The 26936-nt window shown below is 73.6% G+C and carries 25 protein-coding genes; 12 read left to right on the top strand and 13 right to left on the bottom strand.

What is annotated here, in order from left to right; translation table 11 throughout:
• On the bottom strand, positions 1–76 hold a 76-nt coding region (locus tag AB0K80_RS33395; protein WP_350818257.1), incomplete at its 3' end, for a LacI family DNA-binding transcriptional regulator.
• A gap of 349 nt (positions 77–425) precedes the next feature.
• Between AB0K80_RS33395 and AB0K80_RS33390 the strand changes: the two genes are divergently transcribed.
• The gene (locus AB0K80_RS33390; protein WP_365676228.1) at positions 426–4079 is read left to right on the top strand and encodes a LamG-like jellyroll fold domain-containing protein; all 3654 of its coding nucleotides are present in this window, start codon (positions 426–428) and stop codon (positions 4077–4079) included.
• Positions 4080–4097: 18 nt separating this feature from the next.
• Here the strand turns inward: AB0K80_RS33390 and AB0K80_RS33385 are convergent, their stop codons facing one another.
• The 6 genes from AB0K80_RS33385 to AB0K80_RS33360 form a co-directional block, all read right to left on the bottom strand.
• Positions 4098–4463 (bottom strand): STAS domain-containing protein, encoded by a 366-nt coding sequence (locus tag AB0K80_RS33385; protein ID WP_365676227.1) that lies wholly within the window; start codon positions 4461–4463, stop codon positions 4098–4100.
• Between the two features lie 166 nt (positions 4464–4629).
• Positions 4630–5271 (bottom strand): hypothetical protein, encoded by a 642-nt coding sequence (locus tag AB0K80_RS33380; RefSeq protein WP_365676225.1) that lies wholly within the window; start codon positions 5269–5271, stop codon positions 4630–4632.
• Positions 5272–5446: 175 nt separating this feature from the next.
• A complete protein-coding gene (locus tag AB0K80_RS33375; RefSeq protein WP_365676223.1) occupies positions 5447–5716 on the bottom strand; it encodes a hypothetical protein in 270 nt (89 codons plus the stop codon).
• A 34-nt stretch (positions 5717–5750) separates the two neighbouring features.
• Positions 5751–6572, bottom strand: a complete 822-nt coding sequence (locus AB0K80_RS33370) for a PRC and DUF2382 domain-containing protein (protein ID WP_365676230.1) — start codon at positions 6570–6572, stop codon at positions 5751–5753.
• Between the two features lie 175 nt (positions 6573–6747).
• On the bottom strand, positions 6748–8016 hold the full coding sequence (locus tag AB0K80_RS33365) for an MFS transporter (RefSeq protein ID WP_365676221.1): 1269 nt from the start codon (positions 8014–8016) through the stop codon (positions 6748–6750).
• Positions 8017–8234: 218 nt separating this feature from the next.
• The gene (locus AB0K80_RS33360) at positions 8235–9200 is read right to left on the bottom strand and encodes a YihY/virulence factor BrkB family protein (protein ID WP_365676219.1); all 966 of its coding nucleotides are present in this window, start codon (positions 9198–9200) and stop codon (positions 8235–8237) included.
• A 216-nt stretch (positions 9201–9416) separates the two neighbouring features.
• On the opposite strand from AB0K80_RS33360, the gene AB0K80_RS33355 reads away from it, so the two are divergent.
• The 4 genes from AB0K80_RS33355 to AB0K80_RS33340 all read left to right on the top strand — a co-directional run bounded on the left by AB0K80_RS33355 (position 9417) and on the right by AB0K80_RS33340 (position 12135).
• A complete protein-coding gene (locus tag AB0K80_RS33355; protein WP_365676217.1) occupies positions 9417–9572 on the top strand; it encodes a DUF6131 family protein in 156 nt (51 codons plus the stop codon).
• A gap of 486 nt (positions 9573–10058) precedes the next feature.
• Complete coding sequence (locus AB0K80_RS33350; RefSeq protein ID WP_365676216.1) at positions 10059–10361, top strand: metalloregulator ArsR/SmtB family transcription factor; 303 nt, start codon at positions 10059–10061, stop codon at positions 10359–10361.
• The gene (locus AB0K80_RS33345; RefSeq protein WP_365676214.1) at positions 10358–10750 is read left to right on the top strand and encodes a VOC family protein; all 393 of its coding nucleotides are present in this window, start codon (positions 10358–10360) and stop codon (positions 10748–10750) included. Before AB0K80_RS33350 ends, AB0K80_RS33345 begins: the two co-directional genes overlap by 4 nt.
• Positions 10751–10902: 152 nt before the next feature.
• Positions 10903–12135: a glycoside hydrolase family 64 protein gene (locus AB0K80_RS33340; protein ID WP_365676212.1), complete on the top strand. Its 1233-nt coding sequence runs from the start codon at positions 10903–10905 to the stop codon at positions 12133–12135.
• Positions 12136–12176: 41 nt separating this feature from the next.
• On the opposite strand, the gene AB0K80_RS33335 is transcribed toward AB0K80_RS33340, so the two are convergent.
• Positions 12177–13058, bottom strand: a complete 882-nt coding sequence (locus AB0K80_RS33335; RefSeq protein ID WP_365676210.1) for a YegS/Rv2252/BmrU family lipid kinase — start codon at positions 13056–13058, stop codon at positions 12177–12179.
• A 100-nt stretch (positions 13059–13158) separates the two neighbouring features.
• A complete protein-coding gene (locus AB0K80_RS33330) occupies positions 13159–14754 on the bottom strand; it encodes an FAD-binding oxidoreductase (RefSeq protein ID WP_365676208.1) in 1596 nt (531 codons plus the stop codon).
• Between the two features lie 137 nt (positions 14755–14891).
• On the opposite strand from AB0K80_RS33330, the gene AB0K80_RS33325 reads away from it, so the two are divergent.
• From AB0K80_RS33325 to AB0K80_RS33300, 6 genes are all read left to right on the top strand, one after another.
• On the top strand, positions 14892–15509 hold the full coding sequence (locus AB0K80_RS33325; RefSeq protein WP_365676206.1) for a TetR/AcrR family transcriptional regulator: 618 nt from the start codon (positions 14892–14894) through the stop codon (positions 15507–15509).
• Complete coding sequence (locus AB0K80_RS33320; RefSeq protein WP_365676204.1) at positions 15506–17122, top strand: glycerol-3-phosphate dehydrogenase/oxidase; 1617 nt, start codon at positions 15506–15508, stop codon at positions 17120–17122. Before AB0K80_RS33325 ends, AB0K80_RS33320 begins: the two co-directional genes overlap by 4 nt.
• A gap of 119 nt (positions 17123–17241) precedes the next feature.
• Complete coding sequence (locus AB0K80_RS33315; RefSeq protein ID WP_365676202.1) at positions 17242–17496, top strand: EF-hand domain-containing protein; 255 nt, start codon at positions 17242–17244, stop codon at positions 17494–17496.
• A 140-nt stretch (positions 17497–17636) separates the two neighbouring features.
• Positions 17637–19100, top strand: a complete 1464-nt coding sequence (locus AB0K80_RS33310) for a hypothetical protein (protein WP_365676201.1) — start codon at positions 17637–17639, stop codon at positions 19098–19100.
• Between the two features lie 122 nt (positions 19101–19222).
• Entirely contained in the window at positions 19223–20509 is a 1287-nt protein-coding gene (locus AB0K80_RS33305; protein ID WP_365676199.1) for a MoxR family ATPase, read from the top strand.
• A gap of 32 nt (positions 20510–20541) precedes the next feature.
• Positions 20542–21885, top strand: coding sequence for a VWA-like domain-containing protein (locus AB0K80_RS33300; protein WP_365676197.1), 1344 nt, complete (start codon positions 20542–20544; stop codon positions 21883–21885).
• A gap of 132 nt (positions 21886–22017) precedes the next feature.
• On the opposite strand, the gene AB0K80_RS33295 is transcribed toward AB0K80_RS33300, so the two are convergent.
• Both AB0K80_RS33295 and AB0K80_RS33290 read right to left on the bottom strand, forming a co-directional pair.
• Entirely contained in the window at positions 22018–23127 is a 1110-nt protein-coding gene (locus tag AB0K80_RS33295; protein WP_365676195.1) for an acyltransferase, read from the bottom strand.
• Positions 23128–23246: 119 nt separating this feature from the next.
• On the bottom strand, positions 23247–23933 hold the full coding sequence (locus AB0K80_RS33290) for a YoaK family protein (RefSeq protein WP_365676193.1): 687 nt from the start codon (positions 23931–23933) through the stop codon (positions 23247–23249).
• Positions 23934–23955: 22 nt separating this feature from the next.
• Between AB0K80_RS33290 and AB0K80_RS33285 the strand changes: the two genes are divergently transcribed.
• Entirely contained in the window at positions 23956–24579 is a 624-nt protein-coding gene (locus AB0K80_RS33285) for a hypothetical protein (RefSeq protein ID WP_365676191.1), read from the top strand.
• Here AB0K80_RS33285 and AB0K80_RS33280 read toward each other — a convergent pair.
• Together AB0K80_RS33280 and AB0K80_RS33275 are read right to left on the bottom strand one after the other, a co-directional pair.
• A complete protein-coding gene (locus AB0K80_RS33280) occupies positions 24545–25102 on the bottom strand; it encodes an XRE family transcriptional regulator (RefSeq protein ID WP_365676189.1) in 558 nt (185 codons plus the stop codon). The two genes, AB0K80_RS33285 and AB0K80_RS33280, sit on opposite strands and share 35 nt — an antisense overlap.
• A 3-nt stretch (positions 25103–25105) precedes the next feature.
• A partial coding sequence (locus AB0K80_RS33275; protein WP_365676187.1) for a transcriptional regulator occupies positions 25106–26936 on the bottom strand: 1831 nt, incomplete at its 5' end.

Here is a 26936-nt window from a genome sequence, read left to right as displayed (position 1 = left end):
GACGCTTGCCACTGAGCGCGTACGAGACGGTGGAGCGCGAGACACCGGCCCGCCGGGCGATCTCACCGATGTTCACGGCGACTCCTTGCTCGCATGGGTCGGATGGGTTCGGCCCCCCGGTCGAGGTGTGCCCACCGGATCGTAAGGGTGTGGGCCGGACATCAGCGAGTCCGGCAGGTCGAACCGGTTCGTGTCCGGTGAACGAGCTCAACGGAACATCGTGCGGGAGGGATTGTCGGTCGTACGCGCCGGTGTTAGCTTCGCCGAACCGGTTCGACGGAGCGGCCATTCCGGCACCGTGGACCCGCACGGCTCCCTCCCCGGCCGTACGGGGCGCCGCCCTGTCTTGCGCGAAAGGCTTCTCTTCGCGCGGACAGCGGTCGAACCGGTTCGGCTTGTCGACTCGAGGATTGGGGACGCCATCCATGTCTTCCGCTGACGGATCCGCCCGGCGCCGCGCCCCGGCCGCCGTGGCCGTGGCTCTCGGCGCGGGTCTGCTGACCTCACCGGGGGCCTCCGCACAGGCGGCCGACACTCCCCGACCCGCCGCCCGTTACACCTTCGACCAGGACGACCTGGCCTCCGGCAGGATCACCGACAGTTCCGGCAACGGCCTGACGGCGACCCTGGTGAACGGCTCCACCGCCCAGTCCGTGGCGGGCCCGGACGGCGGCAGGGCGCTCGCCCTGCCCGGTGGCGCTCCCGACTCCCACGGCGCGTACGTCCGGCTGCCGCGCGACGTGGTGGGCGACGCGGCCGACCTGACGGTGTCGGCGCGGGTGAAGTGGAGCGGTGACACGTCGTCCTGGCAGCGGATCTTCGATCTGGGCACCGACACCACCACGTACCTGTTCACCACTCCGTACAGCGGGAACGGGGTGCTGCGCACGGCCGTGACCACCGGCGGAGGGGGCGCGGAGACCCAGGTCGACGGCTACGCGATGCTGCCCGCGAACGAGTGGCGGACGGTCACCGTCACCCTCGACAGCGCGGCCGGCCGGCTCACCACCTACCTCGACGGCGTGGCGGTATCGTCGGCCCGCACGAGCATCAAGGCCAGGGACCTGCTGGACGGCTCGGCCACGGCCGCCGGCTACATCGGCCGGTCCTTCTGGCCTGACCCGCTGCTCAAGGGCGCGGTCGACGACTTCACCGTGTGGCACGCGGCGCTGAGCGCGGAGCAGGTGGCCGGGACGGTCGGGTCCCTGCCCACCGTCCGGTCGCTGTCGAGGACGTCCTTCGAGGTCCGTACCACCACCGGGGCCGCCCCGTCCCTCCCGGCCGCCGTCCGCTCCTCCTTCTCCGACGGCTTCGACCGTGACGTGCCGGTCCGCTGGGACGCCGTACCGGCCGAGGCGTACGCGAAGCCGGGGTCGTTCACGGTCGCCGGAACGGCCGCCGGATTCGCTGTCGAGGCCACCGTCACCGTGGTCCGCGAGGGACAGCTCACCGTCCACCTCGGCTCTCACACCGGCGCGTTCCACGGCGGCGCCTCCGGCACCCTGTACGGCGTGTACGGGCCGGACGTCCCCACCCACAACCTCATGGAGGGCATGGGCCTGCGCACGGTCTCCACCAAGGCGCAGGACGGCCCGCAGCACCCCGGTGCGGATGCGCTGGAGGTGGTCAGGCCGCTCGCGGACGCCACCGACGGTGATGTGTACATCTACATGACGGACATCCACCGGGGCTTTCCGTACCAGTGGCCGGGCAACACACCCGAGGAGAAGCTGAGGCTTTATCAGGAGAAGATCGCCGCGCAGGTCGACCAGGTCCTGACGTTGCCGGAGGCGTACCAGGACAACATCGTCTTCGTGCCGTTCAACGAGCCCGAGGGCAACATGTTCGGCACCGGTGAGTGGAGCTACGACAAGGTCAGCTGGCTCGACGACCCCGGCGACTACTTCGCCGCCTGGGACTCCGCGTACCGGCTCATCAAGGGCAGGATGCCCGGCGCCCGCGTCGCCGGCCCCAACACCAGCGTCCTGTACGACCAGGTGAAGGGCTTCCTCACCCATGCCCTGGCCGCCGGCACCCTCCCCGACGTGATCACCTGGCACGAGCTCAGCCACCCCGAGGCGGTGCGCCGGAGCGTCGCCACGTACCGGGCGTGGGAGAAGGAACTGTTCAAGGGCACGGACAAGGAGGGCACCCGACTCCCCGTCAACATCAACGAGTACGCCTTCAACTACCACACCTCCGTCCCGGGCCAGATGATCCAGTGGGTCTCGGCGATCGAGGAGGCCAAGGTCGACGCGGACATCGCGTACTGGAACATCGACGGCAACCTCTCCGACTCGGCGGTGCAGTCCAACCGCGGCAACGGCCAGTGGTGGCTGCTCCACGCGTACGCCTCGATGAGCGGGCACACGGTGCGGGTGAGCCCGCCGTTCCCGGGCGAGAACTACACCCTGCAGGGCGTCGCCACGCTCGACGAGAGGAAGCGGCAGGCGCGGCTGCTGTTCGGTGGTTCCACCGGCAAGGGGCACATCACCTTCGCGGGCGTTCCCGAGAAGGTCTTCGGGGACACCGTGCACGCCTGGGTGCGGGAGATCGAGTGGAGCGGCCAGATCGGTGACAGTTCCGGTCCGAAACTGCTGAGGGAGACCGATCTGAGGGTCGCGGACGACGGCACGGTCGTCGTCGACTTCGGCGACGGCACACTGCCGAGGCTGAAGGAGTCCTCGGCGTACGAGATCGTCCTGAGCCCGGCCGGGAAGGCGAGGGGCACCCAGTCCCCGCCCGTGCGCTGGCAGGGCTCGTACGAGGCCGAGGACGCCGCCCACACCGGGTCCGGCTACTCGAGGAACGGCCCGGAGGGCTCGCCCCGGGACGTGTCGAAGTTCTACACCTCCGGCGGCCATGACGTGGGCGGCCTGCGCACCGGCTCCGACGTCGCGCTCGACTTCACCGTGGAGGTGCCCGAGGACGGCACGTACGACCTGAGCGTCTTCGCCAACTCGCTCAACACCTTCGACAAGGTGAGGGAGCAGGGCCCCACCAACGTCTTCCTGCGCGTGGACGGTACGGCCGGCAGCGAGCAGGAGCTGTATCTGCCGCTGGGCTACAAGTGGGTGGTGTGGGACCACACCGACACCACGGTGGAGCTCACCAAAGGCACGCACACCCTCACGCTCGCGGCGCGGAGCCTGGACGGCGAGCGCGCCACCAAGGGCGACGCCATCGTCGACCGCCTCACCCTCTCCCTGCCTGAGGCCTCGGCGGGCACCCGGGTGTATGAGGGGGAGCTGGCCTGGCTGGACGGCGGGGCACGGCCCGTCTACGACCTGCCGAAGCGGGCGGCCACCGGGTCGGGCGCTGCCCGGCTCGCGAAGGGCCAGACCGCCACGTTCTGGGTCTACTCCCCCGCCGACAGCGAGGCCACGCTCAAGGTCGACACCCTGGGCGGCACGGGTGCCCGGCTCGCCGTCAACGGCCACGAGGTCCTGCGGCTGGGCAAGGACAGGAGCGCTGTCGCGGTCTCCCTCTCGGGCGGCGTCAACAAGGTGACGGTGACCGGGGGTCCGGTCACGACCCTGGTCGACCGCCTGACGGTGACACCCACCCGGGGCACGCTGCCGACGCGGACCTACGCGGCCGCCGAGGCCGAGCTCGCGGGCTCGGCCACGCTGACCCCGCTCTCCCTGGCCACCGGCGGGGCGGCGATCACCGGCGTCGGCGGTGCCCCCGGCAACGGCAACACCGCGACGTTCACCGTCGCCGCCGACCGGGCGGGCCTGTACGCGCTGCGCATCCGCTACTCCAACCCGGAGCAGTCGCAGGCCACCCACTACAACCCGGACCCGCTCGCCCGCCACGCCGACATCACCGTCAACGGCGGCGAGGTGCGGCGCGTGGGCTTCCCGCACACCTTCCACCAGAACAACTTCTGGGAGCTGACCGTCCCGGTCCACCTCAGCAAGGGCGAGAACACGGTCGGCTTCCGCTGCGAGGAACTGCCCGACTTCAACGGCACGACGTACGCCTCGGACACCTTCCCCGGCGTGCTGCTGCGCTCCCGCTACGCACCGCTGATCGACCGGATCACCGTCGCGCCGTACGCGCGGGAGGTGCGGTGAGGTGAGTGGGCCGTACCGTCAACAGGCCAGGGCGTGGCGGAGAGTGGGGTAACAGGGGATGACCTCGTCCAGGCCGACGAGCCGGACGGTGCTCAGCACGGACGCGCTGAGGCCGGCCAGGTGCAGCCAGCCGCCTGACCGCCGGGCAGCGTGGTGGGCGGCGATGAAGGCGTTGATGGCGGTGGAGTCGATGAAGGTGACGGCGGTGAGGTCGATCACGGTACGGGCCGCGGCCGTGCCGTGCGGGAACAGCATCGTGGCGCCGAGGTGAGCGGCGCTGCGGTGGTCGATGGCGCCGTGCAGGGTGACGACGCTGATGCCTTCGCCGGTCACCGCCTGCCCGGCGGGCAGCGGACGGGGGGATGCTCCATGGTCAGGGGACACGGAAGCCTTCGGTGAACTCTCGGGGATGCTCCGGTCCTGTCCCGTGCGCGGGCGAACCGATGGACACCTTCGAGAGTAGATGCACTTTGTCGGATATCCGGCCGGTTCTTGGGATGTACTCGGCGATCGTGTGGTTCCGGCGATCGGTGGCGGAGGTGGGCCGGTCTCAGTGGTGCGTCCAGCGCCACTCCGGCATGTGCGGCATGTTCGGCATCGACGGCATCGACGGCATCTGCATGGAGGGCAGGTGCGGGGCCCTGCTCATGGCTCGCTGCCACATGCCCCGGGCCTGTTCCTCGGGGCGCTGCTGTTCGCCGTGCAGCGCGTTGAGGATGAGCAGGCCGCCCGTCAGGGCCGGCACCGTCCACTGCAGAACGGCCAGTTGGCGCTGCGCCTTCTCCAGGCTGACGGGGTGCTCCCGGGCCTTCTCGGTGTCCTCAGGGTCGGTGGAGGACGCCAGCTCGATCTTCTTGCCCAGCACGCGGCTGTAGGCGGTGGCGGCCAGGGCGGCGCCGGTCAGCACCGTCTTGGCCAGGGTGGAGGCACCCACTCCCTGCTGGGTGGCCACCCGCGCCGCGTTGGCCGCGAGCAGGCCGCTGCTGCCGACCAGGTGGGTGCCGATGGCCGTGGCGTTCACCGGTGTCCACTTCGCCCATCCGGCGCTGCTGACCCGCGCGGTGTTCTCCGGTGTTCCCCCCTCAGCTCGTGCCGCGCCGTTGAGGCCTACGGCGCCCATCAGGGAGCCGCCGAACCATGCGGCCAGCCCGAGGTCGTGCAGGCTGCGCAAGACGGTGTTGCGTTGCGACATCTCGTTGTTTCCTTTCGGCGGCGAGCAAGGCCAGGCAGCGCGTCGGCACCTGACGACCACTGTTGCCCATCACAGGGGAGGGCGCACCTCGGGCGCTGCCGAGGCAGCGTCGGCCCACCGCATCCGGTGCGGACGAGGAACCCGGTGGGTGCGGTGGGCTGGTGGGACGCCGGGGTCAGCTGCCTGCGGGCGTCACGCCGAACATGAGAGTGTGGCGTGGCACGTCGTACTGAACGGTCTGGTTGTGCTCGAGCAGGTCCTTCAGGACGTCGGCGTCGTCGGCGTCGACCGTGAGGACCTCTTCCCCGGCACCTTCGTCCAGGACCAGCTGAAGGGTGAAGGTACCGGGCTCGCCGGGGTCTCCAGCCACCCAACTGAACTGGTAGTGGTTGACTTGGCGGACTTTGATGCCGGCTTCTGTGAGAGGCTGCTCAACCTGCGTCATGGCAGCCGGTTCCTTTCGTGTGGGTAAGGGCCGTTCACCGGTCGCGCCGGTCCTCGTCGATGCCTTCGGTCTCGATCTGCTCCTTGCGGACCTGGCCGCGCACGGTCTCCTCCTCGGTGCGCTCCTCCGCCGACAGACGCACCCGCTCCACGGGCACCGTCTCGGTCTGAGTCACAGGGCGTTCCTCGTGCAGGATGACCTCGTGCTCGGCCTCGCTGATCTCAGGCCCGGCCATGGCGGCGTCCCGGTTCTCGTCCGTGATGGGCTCGCGTTCGACGCGGACCTCCTCATGGCGCACCGGAACGGTCTGCTGCACCTCTTCGGTGACGACGTACTTGCGCAGCCGTGCCCGGCCCGTCTCACGGCGCTCGGTGCCGACACGCATGCGCTCCTCCGAACGCGTCATGGCGTCATCCGTGCCCGCGGCGGTGTCCGTGGTGCCGGACATCCCGGTCGTCTCCCGGCGGCGTACGTCACCGGAGGTGCCGGTGGTCATGCCGACTTCGCCGGGCTGGTCGGCCTGCTGCCAGGCCGTGTCCCAGTCGATGCCGTAGTACTCGTAGAGGCGGTGTTCCTCCTGTTCGGAGAGGTGTCCACCCGCGTCGACGTCGACGTTGGGCGCGTTCTTGACCGTGTCCTTGGGATAGGGGACCTCCAGGTGGTCCTCCACGACGGAGGCGTCGTGAATCGGCACGAAGGTTTCGCTGGTGCCGAACAGGCCGGTCTTGACGCTGACCCACTCGGGCTCGCCGCTGACGTCGTCCAGGAAGACGTGCTTGGCCTCGCCGATCCTGGCGCCTTCGGCGTCGTAGACGGGGTGGTCGAGGACGGTCGGTATCTGCTCGCGGGTGATCACTTGGTTCACCCTTCTTTCTGTTCTCGCGATTCGCTAGCCCCCTCCGACTCACCACCCCGTACCGGTACGAAACCGGATATGCCAGCACAAAAAGAATCCCCTCGCCAGGGGAGCGCGCCGAGGCGTCGGCAGGGGCCTGGTGGCCGGCGGGGGGATGGCTTCGCCGTGGCCCTGTTCACCGGTGGCTCGTCCGTGCGGGGGCGGGGGCTGGTCCGGCCTCTGCCGTGGCCTGGTCCGTGCGCCCGCCGGTCAGCAGGGCGCGGCCCAGTGCCGCGGCCGCGAGCTGGCACGCGGCGATGCCCAGCAGCAGGGGGCCTGCTCCCAGGCCGTTGAGGGCGCCGGCCGCGGCCGCCCCCGCCGCGGCGAAGGTGCTCTTGACGCCCGCGCCGAGGGTGAAGACCTGGGTGCGGACGGCCGCCGGGGCGTACCGTTCGCGGCTGGCCAGCAACGCGCTGAACAGCGGGCCGGTGCAGAACCCGGCAGCGGCGAACAGGGCCGCGGCCGCGACGGCGTGGCCGATCCAGGGCACGGCCGCCAGGGGCACACCGGTGGCCAGGAGTCCCCAGAGCACCACACGCTCCGGCCGGTGTTCGCCCAGGGGCCGGAACCCGTACCCGAGGGAACCGGCCAGGGCGCCGACGGCGAAGGCGGTCATCAGTCCGCCGGTCGCCCACGGAGCGTGGTGGTCGCGGGCCAGCAGCGCGGTGACGACGGGCAGCGCACCGATCCCCAGCTGACCCACGCCGCTGGCCCAGGTGACCGACCTGAGCGGGCGGTTGCGGACCAGCACGGCCGCCCCGCGCAGCAGCTCGGCGGGCCGGGGCCGGGAGCGTGGCGCACGCGCGGAGGTGCGCGAGCGCAGCCGCAGCGAGAACAGCAGCAGGCCACCCGCCGTCGCTGAGCCGCCCAGCACGGCCAGGGCCACACCGGCGCCCGTCGCGGTCCCCCCGGCGGCGGCGGCAGCGGGCCCCAGAATGCCCGCCAGGTTGTACGAGACGGCATCCGCGCTGAACGCCCGGGTCAGTCGTTCCTTGGGCAGCATCTCCCCGAGGAGGCTGGTCAGGCCCCCGGTCAGCAGCGGGGCGACGCATCCGGCGGCTGCGGCCAGGGTGAGGACCACGAGGTCGTCGGCCCTGCCCACCAGGAGGGCGAGTGCGGCGAGGGCGACGCCGTACAGGCTGATCCCGCCGCCGTGGAAGAGGCGGCGTCGTCTCACCGAGTCCGCCAGCGCCCCGGCCACCGGCGCCGCCGCGACGTGCGGGATCATCAGCGCGGCCACCAGGGCGCCGCCCAGCGCCGGGCTGCCGGAACGCTGGGCGGTCAGCATGACGAGCGCGACGCGCGCTCCCCCATCGGCCGTACGCGCCAGGGCGGCGGCCGTCAGGTACACCGGCAGTGCGGACGGACCGAGGGTGCCGGATGTGGTGGTCGTGCGGTTCGTCATGGGCGCAGCGCCTGCTGCCGGTGCCGGTGCAGGCTGCCGCTGGGGGCTGAGTGAGTGAAGGGTGGCGCGTGAAGGGCGTGCGTCAGGTCGTCCGGTGGCGTGGTTTCCGTACGGGCCGCGTCGATCACGGTGTCACCTCCTGGTCCCTCAAGGGTGACCGCGACGGCGGCATCGATGCCTGCCTGCGCGGCGACGCCTCGATCTCACCCGGCGTGCTGTCACGCACCTGGCCCGGGGTCCGGCTGGACGGCGGATGCGAGGCCGGCCCGGGCCGCTTCCAGCTGGGCGGCGAACGCGATACCGAGGAAGAGGGCGACGGCCGTGAGGTTGGCCCACAACAGCAGGGCGACGAAGGCGGTGAGGGGCCCGTACACGGCGCCGAAGGCACCGCTTTCCTCGACGTACAGCGCGAGCAGCCAGGTGGCCGACACCCACAGCACCAGGTGCACGGCTGAACCGAAGGCCAGCCAGGTGTAGCCGGGCTGGGCGCGGCGGGGCGACCAGCGGAAGATCACGGCCGAGGCCACCCAGGCCAGCGCGAGCCCTGCGGGAAGGTCGAGCACACCCCACCATCGCGGCCCGCTGCCCTCCCGTCCGGCGGACTCCGCCAGCGCGTCGCCCACGGCCTCCCCGGCCACGAGGACGACGAACCCCAGCACCAGGGGCAGACCGGCGGCGAACGCGAGAGCGAGTGCCCGGGCGTACTTGCGCGGGAAGGGGCGATCGCGTTCGATGCCGTAGATGCGGTTGGCGCCGCGCTCGATCTGTCCCATGGCCGAGGCGAGATTCACCAGGGCGAAGCCCAGGCCCAGCCACAGGGCGAGCGTGCTCCAGACATCGCCGTGCGCGCTGCGCCGCGTCCCTTCGAAGGCGTCCTCGACGATCCGGGCGCTCGCGCCCGGCACGATCCGCCCGAGCGTGAGCTCGATGATCCGGCCGACGGCCTCCGTGTGCACCGAGGTGGCCAGGCCGACCAGCGCCATGGTGCAGGGCACCAGCCCGAGCACCACCTGGAAGGCGAGGGCGCGGGCGTTGGTGAAGCCGTCCGCGTAACGGAACCGTGCGAAGGAGTCGGCCAGCAGCCGCAGTCCTCCGTAGTGGCGCAGCGCGGTGAACGCCTCGTCGCCGGAGAGTTCGTCCCCGATCATGTCCCTGGTCTGTGGAACGTGGACTGCGGTACCCATCGGCCTGGACACTCCTCGTGGTAGGGCTGCTCCCCTGTCCGGTTGCCCCGTGAGCCGTCCCGTGTGCCGGGCGACTGCCCAAGGGCCGTCCGTCCGCCGCTGCCCCGCCGCGTCGTTCTCCGCGAAACCCGCGGCAGGGAACCGCATCCCGGTACTTCCCTAAACCGTGGTCGCGGTCCACAGTGAAAGCAGCACTACTGCGCACCGGAGGCCGTCATGCTCCTCCTCGGCATCATCCTGCTGGTCATCGGATTCATCACCGGCATATCGATTCTCTGGACGATCGGGATCATCCTCGCCGTCATCGGCGCGGTCCTGTGGATCATGGGTTCGATGGGACACGCGGTCGCCGGCCGCCGCCATTACTGGTGATCTTGCCCCCCCCTGGCGCCCCGGGCCGGGCGGTCTGACGGACGGTTCGCGGCCGCGGCTGCGCTGCCGCCGACCGGCCGACCGCCGACCGGCCCGGGGCGCTGCCCTGCGCGGCGCGCACCCCACACACTGTCAGTTGCGGTCTTGCAGCGCCGATGTGCGCGACGAAGCGTGCGCTGACCGGGACGACGCCCGGCACCTCAGGCCTCCCCGTACTCCCGCTCGGGCAGCTCCACCCACAGGGTCACACCGACGATGCGCAGAGTCGCGTCGGTGTCGAAGGCGTACGGGTCCTCCGCCAGCGCCTCCACCACGCCGCCTCCCGCCGGCGTCGCCCCAGGCGCCGTACCGCCTCCTCGGCGTCCTGCCGGCTCTCCCGGTGTCCGTCCGTCCAGCCGCCGTCATGACGTGCCATCGTGCCCCCTCCGGCGTCGACGCCGGGGTCCCCGGTCGACAGGCAAGCGAGCACTTGCCTATTCTGGGGCCGTGGCCGACGACCTCTTCAAAGCCTTGGCCGATCCCACCCGTCGCACCATCCTCGACGAGCTCACCGAGAGGTCCGGGCAGACACTGTTCGAGATCTGCGCGCGACTGAGCATGAAGCATCGGCTCGGCATCTCGCGTCAGGCGGTCTCCCAGCACCTGGCCGTTCTGGAGGCCGCCGGGCTCGTGCGGACCAGGCGGGAGGGCCGCTACAAGTTCCACGACCTGAACACGGCACCACTGCGGCAGATCACCGAGCGGTGGCTCGGGCCCGACTCGCCCGCACCGGAGGAGAGCACCCCATGAGGATCCATCTGACCAGCGTCTTCGTCGACGACCAGGCCAAGGCCCTGCGCTTCTACACCGAGATCCTCGGCTTCGTGAAGAAGAACGACGTTCCGGTAGGCGAGACCGACCGGTGGCTGACCGTCGTCTCACCCGAGGAGCCCGACGGCACCGAACTCCTGCTGGAACCGGTCGGCCATCCGGCCGCCCGGGCCTACCGCGACGCGCTCGTCGAGGACGGCATCCCGCTCGCCCAGTTCGCCGTCGACGACGTGCGGGCGGAGTACGAGCGGCTGCGCGGGCTCGGTGTCCGCTTCACGCAGGAGCCCCTGGAGATGGGGCCCGTCACCACCGCCGTCTTCGACGACACCTGCGGCAACCTGATCCAGCTCGCGACCCGGCCGCAGTAAACGGCCTCCAGCCCCAAGGGCGGTCCGCGGACGTCGACTTGTGAAAAGACACAGAATCTGAGAGCGCTCTCAGCCACAAGTCTTGACGGGTGCTCAGGAGCCCAGGACAGTGTGGGCACTCCCCACCACTCCCCACCCCACAGGAGTGCTCCATGTCCACTCACGTCTCAGGACACCTCTCCCGCCGCGCCGTCCTCGCCGGGGCGGCCGCCGCCGCCGCGAGCACCGTCCTCGCCTCCCGCACCCCAGCCGCCGCGGCCCCGGCCACGTGTGAACTCGCCCTGGAGAACAAGTCGTTGCCCGGCACCGTGCACGCCTACGTCACCGGCTTCGAGCAGGGCACGGGCCGCTGGATGCTGCTGCGCCCCGGCGGCGGTGTGTACCGGCCCGAGTCCCCCGCACGCCCCCTGACGCCGCTGCCGGTCGACTGCGCCATTCCGCTGCGCCCGGCCGGCGCCGGGCCGGTCGTGCTGACGCTGCCCCAGATGTTCGGTGCCCGCGTCTACTTCGTGCGCGACACCAAGCTGGACTTCTTCCTCAACCCGGGCCCCGCCCTGGTCGAGCCCGCCTTCGCCACCCCCGCCGACCCCAACTACGGCCGGGTGTGGTCGTTCGCCGAGTTCACGTTCAACTCCTCGCAGCTGTACGCCAACATCAGCTACGTCGACCTCGTCACGGCCCTGCCCATCGGCATCACGCTGACCGGCGACGCCACGCACACCGTGGCCCCGCTCCCCTCGGGCGCGCTGCAGCGCATCGCGGACGGCCTGGTCGCGCAGGCGGCCCGGGACGGCCGGCCCTGGGACAAGCTGGTCATCCGCTCCTCCAGCGGTTCGGTGCTGCGGGTGATCTCGCCGCAGAACCTCATGGCGCCGTACTTCGACCGCCCCGACCAGATGCCGTTCCGCGACGCCTTCACCGGCTACATCGACCGTGTCTGGCAGAAGTACCGCACCACCGACCTGCGCATCGACCTCCAGGGCGGACGCGGCGTACGGGTGGGGCGGGTCACCGGGGACGTGCTGACCTTCACCGGTGGGCACACCTTCACCAAGCCGACCTCGAGGGACGTCTTCACCTGCAACCACGGCCCCTTCGCCAACAACCCGGCCGACTCCGACGACCGCAAGGCGCTCCTGGCCCGGCTCGCGGCGGGCTTCAACCGCTCCACCCTGCTGACCCACCCGGACCAGCCGAACGGCCCGTCTCCCTCCGACTACTACCGTGATCCGTCGACGAACCACTGGGCCCGGCTGGTCCACGCGTACACCCCGATCGGCTACGCCTTCCCCTACGACGACGTCCGCCCCGACGGGCGCCCCGACGTCTCCGGCGCGGCGCACGACCCCAACCCGCGCCGGTTCACCGTGTCGGTCGGTTCCTGAGCTTCCCGGCACAGCCCGTGCACCGGCTCGCCGTGCCCGGGTCAGCACAGCACGTGCAACGCTCCCGGGAGCGCTCTCGCCGTGACCGGGAGGACGGCGTCGACCTCGCCGTCGGCGCCGTACGGCACGGGCCGGTCCGCCTCGACGCGGATCTCGCGGCCGCGCAGGACCGTCACCTCGGGCCGCCGGACGTGGCTGCCCGAGGTCAGTTCGCGCATCAGGGCGAAGAACAGCCGGCGGGGTGCGGCGCGGATCATCACCACGTCGAGCAGGCCGTCGTCGACCCGCGCAGCGGGGGCGATCATGCGGCCGGAGCCGTAGTAGGGGGAGTTGGCCACCACCACGGTGTAGCCGCGGTGGAGGTGCTCCTCGCCGTCGACGGTGACGCGGTAGGACGCCGGAGTCCAGGTGGCGACGGCGCGCAGTCCGCCCGCGTAGTAGGAGGCGGCCCCGCGCAGCAGCCTCGTGCGGTTGGCATGGCGGTTGGCGACCGCGTCGACGCCCGCGTACACGCTGCCCAGGACGGCCGTGCGGGGGTGTACGGCCGACTCGACCTCGATGGTGTCGACGGCGCGCGGGGCGTTGTGGAGCAGGATCCGGGCCAGTTCGGCCGGGTCCGCGGGCAGGTGCAGGGCGCGCGCGAAGTCGTTGCCGCGGCCGGCGGGGACCAGGCCGAGGACGTGCCCGGTGCCGCTGAGCGCCCCGCCGATGCCGCCGGCGATGCCGTCGCCGCCGACGGCGAGGACGATCCGGTCCCGCTCGCCCGCCTGCCGGGCGAGGTCCCGGGCGTGGTCCAGGCTGCGGCTGTACTCGGTGTGCAGCTCGGCTCCCGCCTCCCTCAGCAGCCTGGCCACCTGGAGGAGGGCGGCGGCTGAGCCGGCTGCGCCCGCGCTGGGGTTGACGATGGCGGTGAACTGTCGCATCGGGAGGCCTCCGGGGCGGCGGGCGGGAGAGGGAGCGCGGGCGGGCGGGCGGCGGTCGCGGTGAGCGAGGGCGGGCGGTGCGGTCGCGGTGGGCGCGGGGTCAGTCGAGCGGCAGGAGTACGCCGGGGTTGAGCAGGCCGGCGGGGTCCAGCCGTCGCTTGACGGCCCGCAGGGCCGCCACGCCGAGGTCGCCGGCCTCCCGGACGTACCAGTCGCGGTGGTCGGTGCCCACCCCGTGATGGTGGCTGATGGTGCCGCCCGCCGCGAGGATCGCCTCGCAGGCGGCCCGCTTGGCGGGTGCCCAGTGCGCCACCGGGTCCTCGCCCTGCGCGCAGACGACCGTGAAGTACAGGGAGGCGCCGTTCTCGTAGACGTGCGAGATGTGGCACATGACCAGCGGTGGCGTGCCGGCCTCGGTGAGGGATGCGGTGAGCGCGTCGCGTACCGAGGCGTAGAGCTCGGGGACACGGGACCAGAAGGCGGCGGTCTCCAGCGTCTCGGCGAAGGCGCCCGCGTCCAGCAGCGCGTCGCGCAGGTACGGCGCCGAGTAGCGGCCGTGCGCCCAGCGCTCCCCCGGTTCCTCGCCCACGTACGAGCCGCCGCACGCGCGCAGGACGCCCGCCGCCGCCTCCCGGCGCTGGGCGGTGTCCCGCGCGGTGCCCTCGTAGCCGGCGATCGCCATGCATCCGGTGCCGTGTCCGGCGTCCGGGGAGCCGAGGGCGTCGGGCTGGGCGAGGCCGATCAGCGTCTCGGTCTCGTCGGAGAGCCGCAGCACGGTGGGCCGGGGCCCGTCCTGGGCGAGGCGGCGCAGGGCCGCGGCGCCCTCTTCGAAGGAAGCGAAGCGCCAGCCCTCGTAGCGCCGGGTCTGCGGCCGGGGGCGGATGCGGACGGTGACCGAGGTGATGACGCCGAACGCGCCCTCGGAGCCGAGGATGAGCTGGCGCAGGTCGGGTCCGGCGGCGGAGCGGGGGGCGCGGCCGGCGTCCAGGGTTCCCTCGGGCGTGGCCAGGGTCAGTCCCAGCACCATCTCGTCGAAGCGGCCGTAGCCGGCGGACGCCTGTCCGCTGGAGCGGGCGGCGGCGAATCCGCCGAGGGTGGCCCATTCGTAGGACTGCGGGAAGTGGCCGAGGGTGAAGCCCTGCTCGGCCAGCAGCGCCTCGGCCTGCGGGGCGCGCAGCCCGGGCTGGAAGGTGGCGGTGCGGGAGAGGGGGTCGAGGGCGAGCAGCCGGTCCATGCGGCGCAGGTCGAGGGCGATGAACGGGCGTCGCCGCTCGGGCGCGAGACCGCCCACGACGGAGGTGCCGCCGCCGAACGGGACGAGCGCCAGGTCGTGGGCGGCGCAGACCCCGAGGACGCCGGCCACCTCGTCGTGGCTAGCGGGCAGGACCACGGCCGCCGGGAGGTCGCCGATGTCGCCGGCGCGGATGCGCAGCAGGTCGGGAGTGGACTTGCCGCGGGTGTGCCTGACGCGGGTTTCGGCGTCCGTACGGACGTACGCCGGGTCGCCGACGGCCTCGGCCAGGGCCCGGCGTGCCACCGCGTCCAGCGGTGCGGGGGGCACGTCGATGTCGCCGAGCGCGACCGGTGCGCTGCTGCCGGGCCTGACGCCGAGCAGATCACGCAGCAGCCCGGTCACCGTGTCGGGCAGCGGCGTGGCCTTGGCCGGGTCTCCCCAGCCGCTCCACAGCATGTCCATGGGATTTGTTCCTCACCGGTCGGATCGGTCGCATCGGTCACATCGGGTAGGGCGTACGCCGCCGGGACGGGCCGGCGCGTCCCGGCGGCGGTGCAGGGCACTGTCGTCACGACCCAGGGCGCGTTACACTGTGACACATGACGCCTAATTGTCACAACGGCTCGGACGGCGACGGCGACTCCGGCAGCGATCCCGTCCTGGACGCCGTACGCGACTGCGTGCTGGCCGTCGGTGTCCGCCGTACGACCCTCACCGACGTGGCACGCCGGGCCGGTGTCTCCCGTATGACGCTGTACCGGCGCTGGCCGGACGTGCGGACGCTGGTCGGCGACCTGATGACCCGGGAGTGGGTGCAGGTGGCCACCGCGGCGATGCCCGAGCGCCGGCCGGGGACGGACGCGCGCACCCTGATCGTCGACGGCCTGGTGGCCGGGGTCGAGGCGTTCCGGGCCCACCCACTGTTCCGCAAGATCGTCGACGTGGACCCCGAACTGCTGCTGCCCTACGTGCTGGACCGGCGCGGGGCCAGCCAGGACGCCCTGCTGGAACTGATCCGCGGCACCTTGCGGGAAGGCCACGCCGACGGCTCGGTCCGCCCGGGCCACGCCGAGCGCCAGGCCCGGTCCCTGCTGCTGATCGTGCAGTCCTTCACGCTGTCGCTGCGCACCATGACCGACGCGGACGACCCCGAACTGACCGGCGACGCCTTCCTCGCGGAACTGCGGACCGTCCTGGAGAGGACCCTGAGGCCATGAGCACCAGCAGTACCCGGGCCGCCACGGCGCGGCCCCCCGGTTCCTCCCTGACCGCGAAGCGGCGCGCACGCGAACTGGCCCGCACCGTCGGCGGCCCGGCCGTGGACGTCCTGGTCGTCGGTCTGGGCGCGACCGGCGCCGGGGCCGCCCTGGACGCCGCGGCGCGCGGCCTGACCGTCGCCGCCGTCGACGCCCACGACCTGGCCTTCGGCACCTCCCGCTGGAGCTCCAAGCTCATCCACGGCGGGCTGCGTTACCTCGCCTCCGCCCAGCTCGACGTCGCCCACGAGAGCGCCGTCGAGCGCGGTGTGCTGATGCAGCGCACCGCGCCCCACCTGGTGCACGCCCAGCCCTTCGTCCTGCCCCTGACACCCCTGGTGTCCCGGGGGCAGGCGGCCCTGGCGCGGGCCGGCTTCCACGCCGGCGACATGCTGCGTGTGGCGGCCCGTACCGCCCGCGCCACCCTGCCGCCGCCGCGCCGGCTGTCCGCGGTGGAGACCCGGGCCCTCGCCCCGGCGCTGCGCCCCGCCGGGCTGCGCGGCGGCCTGCTGTCCTTCGACGGGCGGCTCACCGACGACGCCCGCCTGGTCACCGCGATCGCCCGCACCGCGGCGGCGCGGGGCGCGCGCGTCCTCACGCGGGTGCGCGCGCTGGAACTGACCGGGCACGGCGCCCGGGTGCGTGACGAACTCACCGGCGAGGAAGGCGAGATACGCGCCCGTGCGGTGATCAACGCCTCCGGGGTGTGGGCCGGCGGAATCGTCGACGGCATCCGCATCCGGCCCTCCCGCGGCACCCATCTCGTCCTGCGCGGCGAGCACCTGGGCCCGCTGCCCGCCGGGCTGCACATCCCGGTCCCCGGGGAGACGAACCGGTTCGTGCTGGTCCTGCCGCAGGGCGACGGGCGTGTCTACGTCGGCCTGACCGACGAGCCCGTCGAGGGCGAGGTCCCCGACGTCGCGCAGGTACCCGAGACGGACATCGGCTTCCTGCTGGACGTCCTCGGCTCCGCCCTGGACGTCCCCGTCCGCCGTGACGACGTGGTGGGCGCCTTCGCGGGCCTGCGCCCCCTGCTGGACACGGCACCGGCCGCGGCCACGGGTACGGCGGCTCCCCGGACCGCGGACATCTCCCGCAGGCACGCGGTGCTCACCTCGCCCGACGGTGTGATCACCGTCGTCGGCGGCAAACTGACCACCTACCGCCGTATGGCCGAGGACGCCGTGGACGCCGCCGTCGCCGCACACCGTCTCGGCGCCGGCCCCTCCCCGACCGCGTCCCTGCCCCTGGTCGGTGCCGCGCCGCCGCACGTCCTCGCCGCCCTTCAGGCCCCACGCCGCCTCGTCCAGCGCCACGGCACCGAAGCACCGGCCGTGCACGCCCTGGGCGCCCGCGACCCCCGGCTGCGCCGGCCGGTACTGCCCCACCACCCCGTCACCCACGCCGAGCTGCTCTGGGCCGCACAGCACGAGGGCGCGCTCGACGAGGACGACCTCCTCGACCGCCGCACCCGCATCGGCCTGGTCCCGCAGGACCGGGCCGAGGCGCTGGACGCGGCCCGGGCGGCACTGGAGGAGGCGCTGGACCGGGCCGGCCGGCCGCCCGGGGCATGACCGGCCGGGCGGAGCGGCCGCAGGCGCCACCGCGGTCGGGGAACCCGGCCGGCGCGGCAGGCGTCATCCCCGCTGAGCGCAGTGAGCGCGCCCGCCGACCGCGACAGACGGGAACGACCATGAGCGACAAGGCCCGGAAGCTGTTCGAGGCGCTGGACCTCGACCAGGACGGAAACCTCACCCGGGAAGAGGTGATCGTCGCCCTGCGCACGAAGGGCCCCTCCCTGGCCGCCTCGGGCGTCATGCCGCTGTGGGGCGTGCAGGACGCCGACGCCTCGTCGGCGCTGTTCGACGCCGCCGACCAGAACGGGGACGCCGTACTGACCCTGGAGGAGTTCTCCGCCGTGGTGAACCGCCGCTTCGGCTGGAACTGACGCCGGGGCTTCACACCGGACGGCTCGAACGAGCGCGCACAAGTCGAGTGACAGATCGTCACCGGGCCGCTTACGATGCCCCGGATGATGAACTTCTCCTCGTACGGATTGGGGGAATCGTTCGCGCAAGGTGAGTGCTGATGGCATCTCACCTCGCGACCACGATTCCGTCCCGCCTGTTGATGTGGCAGCGCGTGCGGGCGTACGCCGTGCCACCGTCCATGATCGAGAACGCGACCGCGCGGCGTGCGGCCGGTGACTGGGCCGGGGCCTGTGCTGCCGCCCGGGTCGACGTCGCTCTCGATCTGCGCGCCGTGCGCGACCGGCACGGCACCGATCTCGTCACCCGCCTGCGAGCGGACCTGCGTCGGCTGGCGCCGGACCTGCTGCGCTGGCACATGCCCCGCATCGCCCCCGACGGGCGGCTCCGGCCGGGCCTCACCGTCTGCCTGGCCCGCTACCGCACGTCCGGGGCCGTACCGCTGGAGCTGGTGGTGCGCACGCCGCCGGCCTCGGCGGACGCGGGGCAGCGGATGTCGCTGGCCCTGTGGGAGGGCTCCGCAGGCGGCGCCGCGGGGCATCATCCGCATCCGCGTCCGGACCGGCGGTTCCGGCTCGACCTGCACCGGCATCTGTGGGACGCCGAGCGCAGTGGTGAGCTGGCGCGCCGGTGCGGTGCCGGGCGGGCCCCGGCCGTCGCGCCGTACGTCCCGCCCCGCGCAGCCGGCGGAGTGGAGGCGGGCGCCGATTGGGCGCTGGGCACGTGGGCGGCGGAAGCGGAGTTGCTGTTGCGGGCCGAGGGGCGCCCTCGCGGGGCCTTCACCGTGCGGCTCGACGCGCGCAGCCGCGCCGTGCTCGAACTGGTCGCGCCCGACGACAGCCATGTCCCGGCGTTCCGCCCGCTGCGCGAGGCGCTGCCGCCGCAGGAGGTCGCAGCGCTGCCGGTCCTGCCGGAGGCGGCGGCCCGGGTCCTGCCGGATCTGGAACTGTTGCGGGCCGGTCTGGTCGCGGCCGAGCGGCTGCATCCGCTGGTCGGCGCGGCGCTCGCGGGACGGTTCCCCGCACCGGCGGCCGGCCCCGTCACCGAGCCCGGCGATCCGCACCGTGTGGAGTGCCGGGGCGAGGTCCACCGGATCGCGCTGCGGGACGGCGTGCTGACGGCGATCGACCACGACCCGGCCCAACTGCGCCGCGAGGAACTGCTCGTGGCGCTCGGCGGGCCGGCGCTGCCCTGCCTGCGGGCGATCGACGCGGCGCACCGCAACCCGGAGGCGCTGCCCGCGGTCCGGGAGCGGCTGCGGCACGGTGACGTCAGTGGGGCGCTGGCCGTGGTCGAAGGGCTGCTCGGTCCCGGCGCGGTGCTGCGCGACGGGCCGCTCCGGCAGGAACTGGAGTCCGCCACGGCGCGCCGCGTCGACGACGGGCTCTACCGGGCGGGGCTGGTCGCCGTGCACCCTGCTGCCGCGACGGCGGGGGGCGTCGACGCCTCGGGCGGACAGCGCGCGCGAGCGGGCCACCGTCCCCGGCTCGACCGCCACCTCCCTCACGTGCTGCGCAGCAAGCGGAGCAGCCGGGCGCGGCCCCGCACCGGCCTGGCGCGCTGACCCGCAGACCCACAGACCCGCAAAAACATCTCTCCCCGCCTCGCGCCCCGCGTGCCGGGACGTCTCCATGCCGTGTGGAACGGGCCGTCCCGTTCCCCTCTCTCCCTCCCCAGGTGATGCCCATGCCTTCCCGCACCCTTCCGTCCGCCCCGTCCGCCGGCATCCCCGCCGGCTCGGAACCGAGCGCCCAACTCGCCGTTGCCGAGGGCCTGTTGTCCCTCCTGCGGACGACCACCACCGAACCGCGTCCCGACGAGCAGCTCGAAGCGCTCACCCTGGCCGTGGCGGCCGACCTGCCCGTGCTGCTGTGGGGCGAGCCGGGCATCGGCAAGACCGCGGCCCTGACGCAGCTCGCCACCAGCCTCGACCTGCCGCTGACGACCGTGATCGCCAGCGTGCACGAGCCGTCGGACTTCTCCGGGCTGCCCATCGTGGGCGAGGATCCCGCGGTGCAGGGCGTGCCGATGGCTCCGCCGCGGTGGGCCGTGGAGCTCGTACGGGCCGGGCGGGGGCTGCTCTTTCTGGACGAGCTGTCCACCGCCACACCGGCCGTGCAGGCCGCCCTGCTCCGGGTCGTGCTGGAGCGGAAGGTCGGAGCGCTGCGGCTGCCGCCCGGCGTGCGGATCGTGGCCGCCGCCAATCCGCGCGCGTCGGCCGCGGACGGGTGGGAGCTGAGTCCCCCGCTGGCCAACCGGTTCGTGCATCTGCACTGGGTGCACGACCGGGACGTGGTGGTGCGCGGGCTCGGCGGGGTGTGGCCCCGGGCGGAGCTGCCCCGGCTGGTGCCGGAGCGGCTCCCCGAGGCGGTGGCCTTCGCCCGGCGCGTGGTCTGCGGCTTCCTCACCGCCCGGCCGACGCTGATCCACCGGCTGCCCGGCAGCGAGACGCGGCGCGGCGGCGCCTGGCCCTCGCCGCGCAGCTGGGAGGCCGCGTTGACGCTGCTGGCGTTCGGCACGGCCGCCTCCGTCTCCAGGGAGGTGCTGGCGCTGCTGGTGCGGGGCGCGGTGGGGGACGGCCCGGGCCTGGAGCTCCTCGCCCATCTGGACCGTATGGACCTGCCGGACCCGGAGTCGCTGCTGGCCGATCCGGCCCGCGCCGAACTCCCGGTGCGGGGCGATCTGCGGCAGGCGGCGCTGGAGGGGGTGGTGGCCGCCGTCGGGGCGCGGCCGGAGCGGCAGCGGTGGGAGGCGGCCTGGGCGGTGCTGGTCCGGGCCTTGGAGACCGGCGCCCCGGACCTGCTGGTGGCCCCGGCGACGGCACTGGCCGCGCTGCGGCGCGAGGACTGGGAGGTGCCGGAGGCGGTGGAGCGGCTGGCCGGGGTGATCGGTCTGGCGCGGCGGGCGGAGCGGTCCGTGGCACGGGTCGCCGCCGCGGCCGACGGCGGGCGGGCGACCGGGGCGCGCCGATGACGGGGGGCGGGAAGCGTCCGCTGCCGCGGCCGATGCCCCGGCCCGCGCCACCGCGCCCGGTGCGGGCCGCCGTGCCGGGCCCTCCGGCCGGCTCGGCTGCCGGGGCCGGCGGGCCCGGACTCCCTCTGGACCGGGAGAAGTTGCTGGCCGCCCGGCTGCACGCGGTGAAGGTCCGGCCCTACCTGGCCGACGCGCTGTTCGCGCTGCACGTGGTTCAGGACCGGTCGGTGCCGACGATGGCGGTGGACGCCCACTGGCGCTGCTACGTCTCCCCAGGCTTCGTGGCCCGCACCCCCGTGGAGGAGCTGGCGGGCGTGTGGGTGCACGAGGTGTCCCATCTGCTCCGGGACCACCACGGGCGCGGGGAGCGGTACGCGCGGGAGCACGAGGCACACGACCCGGGCGGGGAAAGCGCGAACGGAGTCCCGCACACCGAGGGCGGGCGGAGGCTGCGGCGCAACATCGCCGCCGACTTCGAGATCAACGACGACATCTACGGCGACGGTCTGCCCCGGCCCGCCGGTGCGGTGCTGCCGTCGCTGCTGCGGCTGCCCGAGGGGCTGCTGATGGAGGAGTACCTGCGGAGGGCATCGCTGTCCGGGCTCGTGCCGGAGCTGGCCTGGCTGGACTGCGGCAGTGGTGCCGACGGGCACGAGCGGCCGTGGGAGCTGGGGCCCGACGGGGCGCACGGGCTGAGCAGGCAGCAGCGGGACGCGGTGCGTTTCCGGGTCGCGGAGGGCATCAAGGGACGGCCGGGTGACGCGCCGGAGGGGTGGCGCCGCTGGGCGCAGGAGGCGTTTCATCCGCCGCAGCCGTGGCGGCAGTTGCTGGGGGCGGCGATCCGTTCGGCGGCGGGTGGGCCGGGGGCGGGCGAGGACCACAGCTACCGGCGTCCCTCCCGGCGTTCGGCCAGTGTCCCCGGGGTGGTGCTGCCGAGTCTGCGCCGCATGCCGCCCCGCGTCTGTGTGGTGATCGACACCTCGGCGTCGGTCAGCGACGCGGAGCTCGGCAGTGCGCTGCTGGAGGTGGCCGCGATCTCGCGGGCGGTGGGCGGACGACGCGACCTGGTGTCGGTGATCTCCTGCGACGCGGCGGCCGGGGTCGCCGTCCCGCTCTGCCGCGCCGAGCACCTGGAGCTGGTCGGCGGCGGGGGCACGGACCTGCGCTCCGGTTTCGCCCGGGCCCTGCGCTGCCGGCCCCGCCCGGACGTTGTCGTCGCCCTGACGGACGGCCAGACGCCGTGGCCCTCGGCGCAACCGCCCTGCCGCACCGTCGTCGGCCTCTTCCCCCGCCCCGCCCGCGCCGTGGACGAGGAGGACCCCACGTACGTCCCGGACACCCCGCCCTCGTGGGCGCGTGTCGTCCCCATCGGCTGAGGGGCTCGCCGCGGAGGGCGGGAGGTCCGCCGGGTCGGCGGCACACTGCTCGTCCCCCTCGCCACGACCACGCGCGGGGCGCGTCATCAACGCCGGGCGGCCGTGCCCTTGCCCCGCGAGGGCACACCCGTGTCACACCCGGGCGCGGGGCAGCAGCAGTCGTCGTGCCGGGCGTTCCACACCCTCGTACAGCGCCCACGCGAGGCCCAGGGCCACGGCGAAGACGGCGGCGGTGGCCGTCAGGCCGGGCAGCACACCGAAGTGCGGGGATCCTCCCAGCAGTTCGGTGGCGCTCCGCAGGACGAGCAGGTGGATCATGTAGAAGGCGAAGGAGAGTTCGCCCAGCCGCACCAGCCGCCGGTGCCGCCACACCGAGGGCAGGTCGCGCAGGTCGGCGACGGCCGCGGCCGGGATCAGCAGCGTGAAGCCGACGAGGGTGCAGGCGGTGGCCGGGTAGCCGGCGGGGACCTCGGGGACGAGGAAGTAGCCGACGATCGACAGCGCGAGGGAGGCTTCCAGGCCGGGGCCGCGCCACTGTCCGAGTGCCACCAGGCGGCCCACAGCGGCACCGAGGACGAACTCGGGGAGGCGGGCCGCGGGGAAGGAGTAGGCCGGCTGCCCGAGCCAGTGGTGCGCGTCCGACCAGGCCAGGACCAGCACCGCCAGCACCGATGCCCCGGCCAGCAGCGCGGCTCCCCGCCCGCCCGTACGGCGCAGCAGGCGGGCCAGCAGCGGGAACACGGCGTAGAAGAAGGCCTCGCAGGCCAGTGACCAGCTGACCGGGTTCAGCGTCTGCCACCAGGGGCGCCACCAGGACTGCACCAGCAGCACGTCGGCCAGCCCCTGCGCGAGGGTGGGCACCGCCCGGTGGGCCACCGTGACCGCCGACAGCAGCGCGATCGCGGCGGTGACCAGGTGGACCGGATAGATCCGGGCGATGCGCCGCCGCCAGAACACCGGCGCGCGCTCGCCCGGCCGCGCCGACCACATCAGTACGAAGCCGGACAGGACGAAGAAGAACGACACGCCGGTGGCGCCCGCCCCGAAGCCCCACGTGGCGATGTGTTCTCCGGCGTCGCCGAACACGTGCGCGTTGCGGACGTGCAGGCCGAAGACCAGCAGGGCGGCCATCCAGCGCAGTCCCGTCAGCGAGGGCAGGGCGGGCGCCGCGGTCGCCGGGGCGGCCCCGGCTGCCGTGCTCGGGGCGGGAGGCGTCCGGCGTGCCTCGGTGCCCGCCGTCACGTCGCCTGCCGGGGGAGGTACCTGTGAGACATGCACGAGAGCGTTGCCCGCGCGCCGTGTTTCATTCGGGGCCGGTGGGGAAGCTCACACCGGCCACGGCGGCGGGGGTGGTCGTGGCGTCAGCGTTCCGCGGTCGTCGCCGCCAGCGCCGCGGTCGTCGCCGCCGCGACCAGCAGGGGGACGGCCAGGCCGTGGTGGATGACGAGCCAGGCGCCGACCACGGCCCCCGCCAGCATCGCCACGACCGCGCCCGTACGGTGTGCGGAGCGGGTGCCCGAACCGCCCCCGACGCGGGACTCGGCGGCCAGGCCGGTCAGCGTCATCGTCAGGACGGTCGTCGTCAGGTCGGGCACGCCCAGCCTGCGCACCGTCGCGTTGCGCAGGCCCATCGCCAGCGCCGTGAGGATGATCAGCGCGTAGGCGGTCCCGGCATGGCCGGGCGAGACGTAGGCGACCACCGAGGCCGCGCCCATCAGCGCCGCCTCGACCGCGAGCGTCACACGCGCCCAGGTCCGGCGGGAGCCCTCCCCCAGCCACACCGCGATCCGACCGCCGGTCACCGCACCCGCCAGATACGTGCCCAGTGACGTGGCCGCGTGCGGCACCGAGAAGCCCGGCGCCCCGGCTGCGGCGAAGCCCAGCACCACCACGTTCCCGGTCATGTTCGCAGTGAAGATGCGCCCGATGCCCAGGTAGGTCACCGCATCGATCAGGCCGCTGACCGCCGTCAGCGTCAGCAGCACCGCGACGAGCGGCAGGCCGCGCGCCTTCGGGTCGTCCGTGTCCGTCCGTCTCTCGCCGATCACCCGGCCAGTGGACCACGGGCAGGTGAGAGAACGTCGAGAGCGCGGCCGTCAGCAGGAACTGCCGCAGGAGGACGAACTGCCGCAGGACGAGGAGCTGCTGCCGCACGACGACGAACTGCTGCCACAGGAAGACGAGCTGCCGCCGCACGACGACGAACTGCCGCCGCAGGAAGACGAGCTGCCGCCGCAGGAAGTCGCGGCCGACGATCCGTCGCACGAGGAGTCCGTCGCGTACCAGGACGACCAGGTGGTCGAACTGTCACCGGCGCTCGTCGTCGTGGCCGTGCCCGTACCGCCGCTGCTCGACGGCCACGCCCCGAAGCCCAGCCCGCTCCCCCGGCCGCTCACGGCCGTCTGCCGGCCCAGATCGTCCCAGGCACGCCGCCAGGCACGGCTCGCCCACCACAGGCACAGCGCCGGTATCGCCGACACGGCCACGACCAGCAGGATGATCACGGTCACCATCTCGTCCCCCGTTCTGCCGGGGCGTGCGCACCGGCTGACCGGACGATGCCCTCACCTCGGGCGTGCTCAATCCCGGTTTGAGCAAGCCCAGAGCTTCTCCTCGGCCGCGTCCGGCACCCGGCGCGGCAGGCCCGGTCGCCCGGCGCCTACAGGTCGAACTCGACGTGCTCGATGTCGGTGAAGCGCACCTCCTCGAGCATCCCGGCGCGGCGTCCGCCGTCCTGGAAGTACACCTCCTTCAGGGCTTCGGCGGCGATCTCCCGCAGCCGCTGCTCCGGAGCCCCCTGCTCCCGCGCCTCGAAGAGGCGGGCGGCGTACTGGGGAGGCAGGGCGACGGTGAGGTGGCGCAGGCGGGCGTCGTCGGTGGTGCCGACGGGTGCGGTGTAGCCGATCCGGGCGCGGGTGTCGAGGACGATGCCGTCGGTGGTCGCCGCCCGCTCCTTGGCCCGGGCCCTGACCTGCGGCTGCCAGCGCTTCCTCACCTCGGCCTCCAGACGGGCGGCGAGATCCGGGCGGGGCTTTCTGATCTGGTCCTTGACGTACCGTTCGACGGTGCGCTGGGAGATCCGCAGCAGCTGGGCGACCTGCCGGGTGCCCTTCAGCTGCCGGACGAGGTAGCGCATCCGCGCACCCGCCGACTTGGGAACGGGGCGCGTGAACGCCCCCTGCACCGCCTTGTCCAGGCCGTCCCCGACCATGCTCACGGCTTACTCCCCGTCGTCCTGCTGGGTGACCTCGCCGGTCTTGATGTAGCGGGCGAGGTTGAGCTCGGGGGCGTCGAACCGCTCGCGCACGCCCTCGCCCCACAGCACCGTCTGGGTGCCCTCGTGCTTGACCATCCCGGGGCTCACGCCGAGCCGCCAGCCGCCGGGCAGCGGCTTGCCGTCCCGGTAGGGCAGGAAGTCCAGCGGGCTCGGCCCGTCGGCGGCGTACACGGCGCAGTCCGAGAGGACGGCGACCGGGTACTGCCCGGTGAACGCCGCGTGCTTGACGATCTTGCGGTGCATGTTGACGCGGGTGCGGGAGATGACCGCGGCGCGGATGTCCGGCCGCCACGTCGGCCGGGCGAGGGCCGGCCACGGCCGGCCGGGCTTCCAGCCGCCGCCGCGCGGCCGCTCGCGCAGCTTTCCGATCCCGCCCTTGACGGTCGCCTTGATGGCGGACAGCACGATCGCCATCTGCGGGTCGCGGTCCCGGTAGCCGTCCATCGCCGCGAGGAACTCCTCGGGGCCGGCGTCCGCGGGCACGCCGAGGTCGGCCATCGTCCGCACGTACGCGTCGCGCAGGCGATTGTACCAGGCGTCCAGGTAACGGCCGGTGTCGTGGCGGACGTAGGCCTCGGCGGGGGCGACCTCGTAGCCGAGCTCCACCGCGTAGGCGACGGTCGGGGTGGCGTACCAGGCCGGGCCCGCCGGCCGTTCGCCGGACGGGGTGAACGGGCTGGGCAGCAGGTCGGCGTCCAGCTCCACCCACTCCTTGCCGGCCCTCACCTTCGACAGGTCGACGTGGGACAGGTCGACCAGCCAGCAACCCGGCAGCTTGGGGTCGAACACCGGCCGCTCGACGTGTGTCGGCGCGCCCAGCCCCACGATGAGACCGTTGGCTCCGGCGGCGAAGGCCATGTTGACGTCGAGGCCGACCAGGTACCGCCTGGTGCACTCCTCGTCGGTGAGCGGCCGCGCCCAGTCGTACGCCTCCTCCACCAGGACCTCCGCCGGGGTACGGCGGTGGAAGCGGGGCAGGCCGGCCAGGAGCGGGTGTCCGTCGGGGGCCTCGCACGGCGCGGGGTCGACCGGGTCCTTCCCGAGCGAGCCGGGGTTGTGGACGCTGTGCCGCCTGCCCGTCTCGTCCGGCTCGCTCGCCCGGGTCGGCGGGTGCAGGGCGGTCATCAGCTCCAGGCCGGTGACGGCGGTGGACCCGCGGGGCGTGATCACCCGTTCCGCGTAGGTGCCGAGGACCCGGGCGAGGTCCGCCGGCGGGAGCTGGGCGGCGTCGCCCCAGTGCCGGGCGTCGAGCGCCTGCCACGACGGGATGCACAGCTGCACGCAGTGGCGCTCCGCGCCCTGCGCCGGGCGGTAGATGCGGGCCCACGGCCCGAAGCCGCGCTTGGTCAGCTTCCAGTCGGCGCGCGCGAGTTGTCGGAGAACCGTGTGGTTCTCCGGCAGCCTCCCCGCGAGGCGTTCCTCCTCGGTGAGGGTCACCGGCAGGCCGTAGCGCGCGCACGCGGCCTCGGTGAGGACGAGCAGCGGGTCGGCGTCCTTGCCCGCCCCGACCAGCTTCGGCTGCCCCAGCCCGGCCTCGTTGAGCGCCCAGTCGACGAGGGAGGGCAGGGACTTGGCGGGGACGTCCAGCACCAGGCCGCCGACGCAATACGCGAGGGCCTGGCCGTCCCGCACGTCGACGACGGCGAGCGGACCGTTCTCGAAACGCGGGTCGGTGCCGGACGGTGCGGTGCGCGCCGGGGTGTTCCGCACCGGGCCCGGGCGGCGCGCCGCCGGTGCCGACGGCGGCGTGGCCGCCGCGCGGGCGGGACGCGCC

It is taken from the genome of Streptomyces sp. NPDC052682 (genome assembly GCF_040678435.1).
Taxonomy (GTDB): Bacteria; Actinomycetota; Actinomycetes; order Streptomycetales; family Streptomycetaceae; genus Streptomyces.
Note: the sequence above shows the minus strand (reverse complement) of the source record. Positions and strands in the feature narration are given on the sequence as shown.

What these genes read in the sequence shown, in the direction of transcription:
- AB0K80_RS33390 (WP_365676228.1), top strand. Translation starts at nt 426, where the DNA reads ATGTCTTCCGCTGACGGATCCGCCCGGCGCCGCGCCCCGGCCGCCGTG.
- AB0K80_RS33380 (WP_365676225.1), bottom strand. Translation starts at nt 5,271, where the DNA reads ATGTCGCAACGCAACACCGTCTTGCGCAGCCTGCACGACCTCGGGCTG.
- AB0K80_RS33375 (WP_365676223.1), bottom strand. Translation starts at nt 5,716, where the DNA reads ATGACGCAGGTTGAGCAGCCTCTCACAGAAGCCGGCATCAAAGTCCGC.
- AB0K80_RS33365 (WP_365676221.1), bottom strand. Translation starts at nt 8,016, where the DNA reads ATGACGAACCGCACGACCACCACATCCGGCACCCTCGGTCCGTCCGCA.
- AB0K80_RS33360 (WP_365676219.1), bottom strand. Translation starts at nt 9,200, where the DNA reads ATGGGTACCGCAGTCCACGTTCCACAGACCAGGGACATGATCGGGGAC.
- AB0K80_RS33355 (WP_365676217.1), top strand. Translation starts at nt 9,417, where the DNA reads ATGCTCCTCCTCGGCATCATCCTGCTGGTCATCGGATTCATCACCGGC.
- AB0K80_RS33345 (WP_365676214.1), top strand. Translation starts at nt 10,358, where the DNA reads ATGAGGATCCATCTGACCAGCGTCTTCGTCGACGACCAGGCCAAGGCC.
- AB0K80_RS33340 (WP_365676212.1), top strand. Translation starts at nt 10,903, where the DNA reads ATGTCCACTCACGTCTCAGGACACCTCTCCCGCCGCGCCGTCCTCGCC.
- AB0K80_RS33335 (WP_365676210.1), bottom strand. Translation starts at nt 13,058, where the DNA reads ATGCGACAGTTCACCGCCATCGTCAACCCCAGCGCGGGCGCAGCCGGC.
- AB0K80_RS33330 (WP_365676208.1), bottom strand. Translation starts at nt 14,754, where the DNA reads ATGGACATGCTGTGGAGCGGCTGGGGAGACCCGGCCAAGGCCACGCCG.
- AB0K80_RS33325 (WP_365676206.1), top strand. Translation starts at nt 14,892, where the DNA reads ATGACGCCTAATTGTCACAACGGCTCGGACGGCGACGGCGACTCCGGC.
- AB0K80_RS33320 (WP_365676204.1), top strand. Translation starts at nt 15,506, where the DNA reads ATGAGCACCAGCAGTACCCGGGCCGCCACGGCGCGGCCCCCCGGTTCC.
- AB0K80_RS33315 (WP_365676202.1), top strand. Translation starts at nt 17,242, where the DNA reads ATGAGCGACAAGGCCCGGAAGCTGTTCGAGGCGCTGGACCTCGACCAG.
- AB0K80_RS33310 (WP_365676201.1), top strand. Translation starts at nt 17,637, where the DNA reads ATGGCATCTCACCTCGCGACCACGATTCCGTCCCGCCTGTTGATGTGG.
- AB0K80_RS33305 (WP_365676199.1), top strand. Translation starts at nt 19,223, where the DNA reads ATGCCTTCCCGCACCCTTCCGTCCGCCCCGTCCGCCGGCATCCCCGCC.
- AB0K80_RS33300 (WP_365676197.1), top strand. Translation starts at nt 20,542, where the DNA reads ATGCCCCGGCCCGCGCCACCGCGCCCGGTGCGGGCCGCCGTGCCGGGC.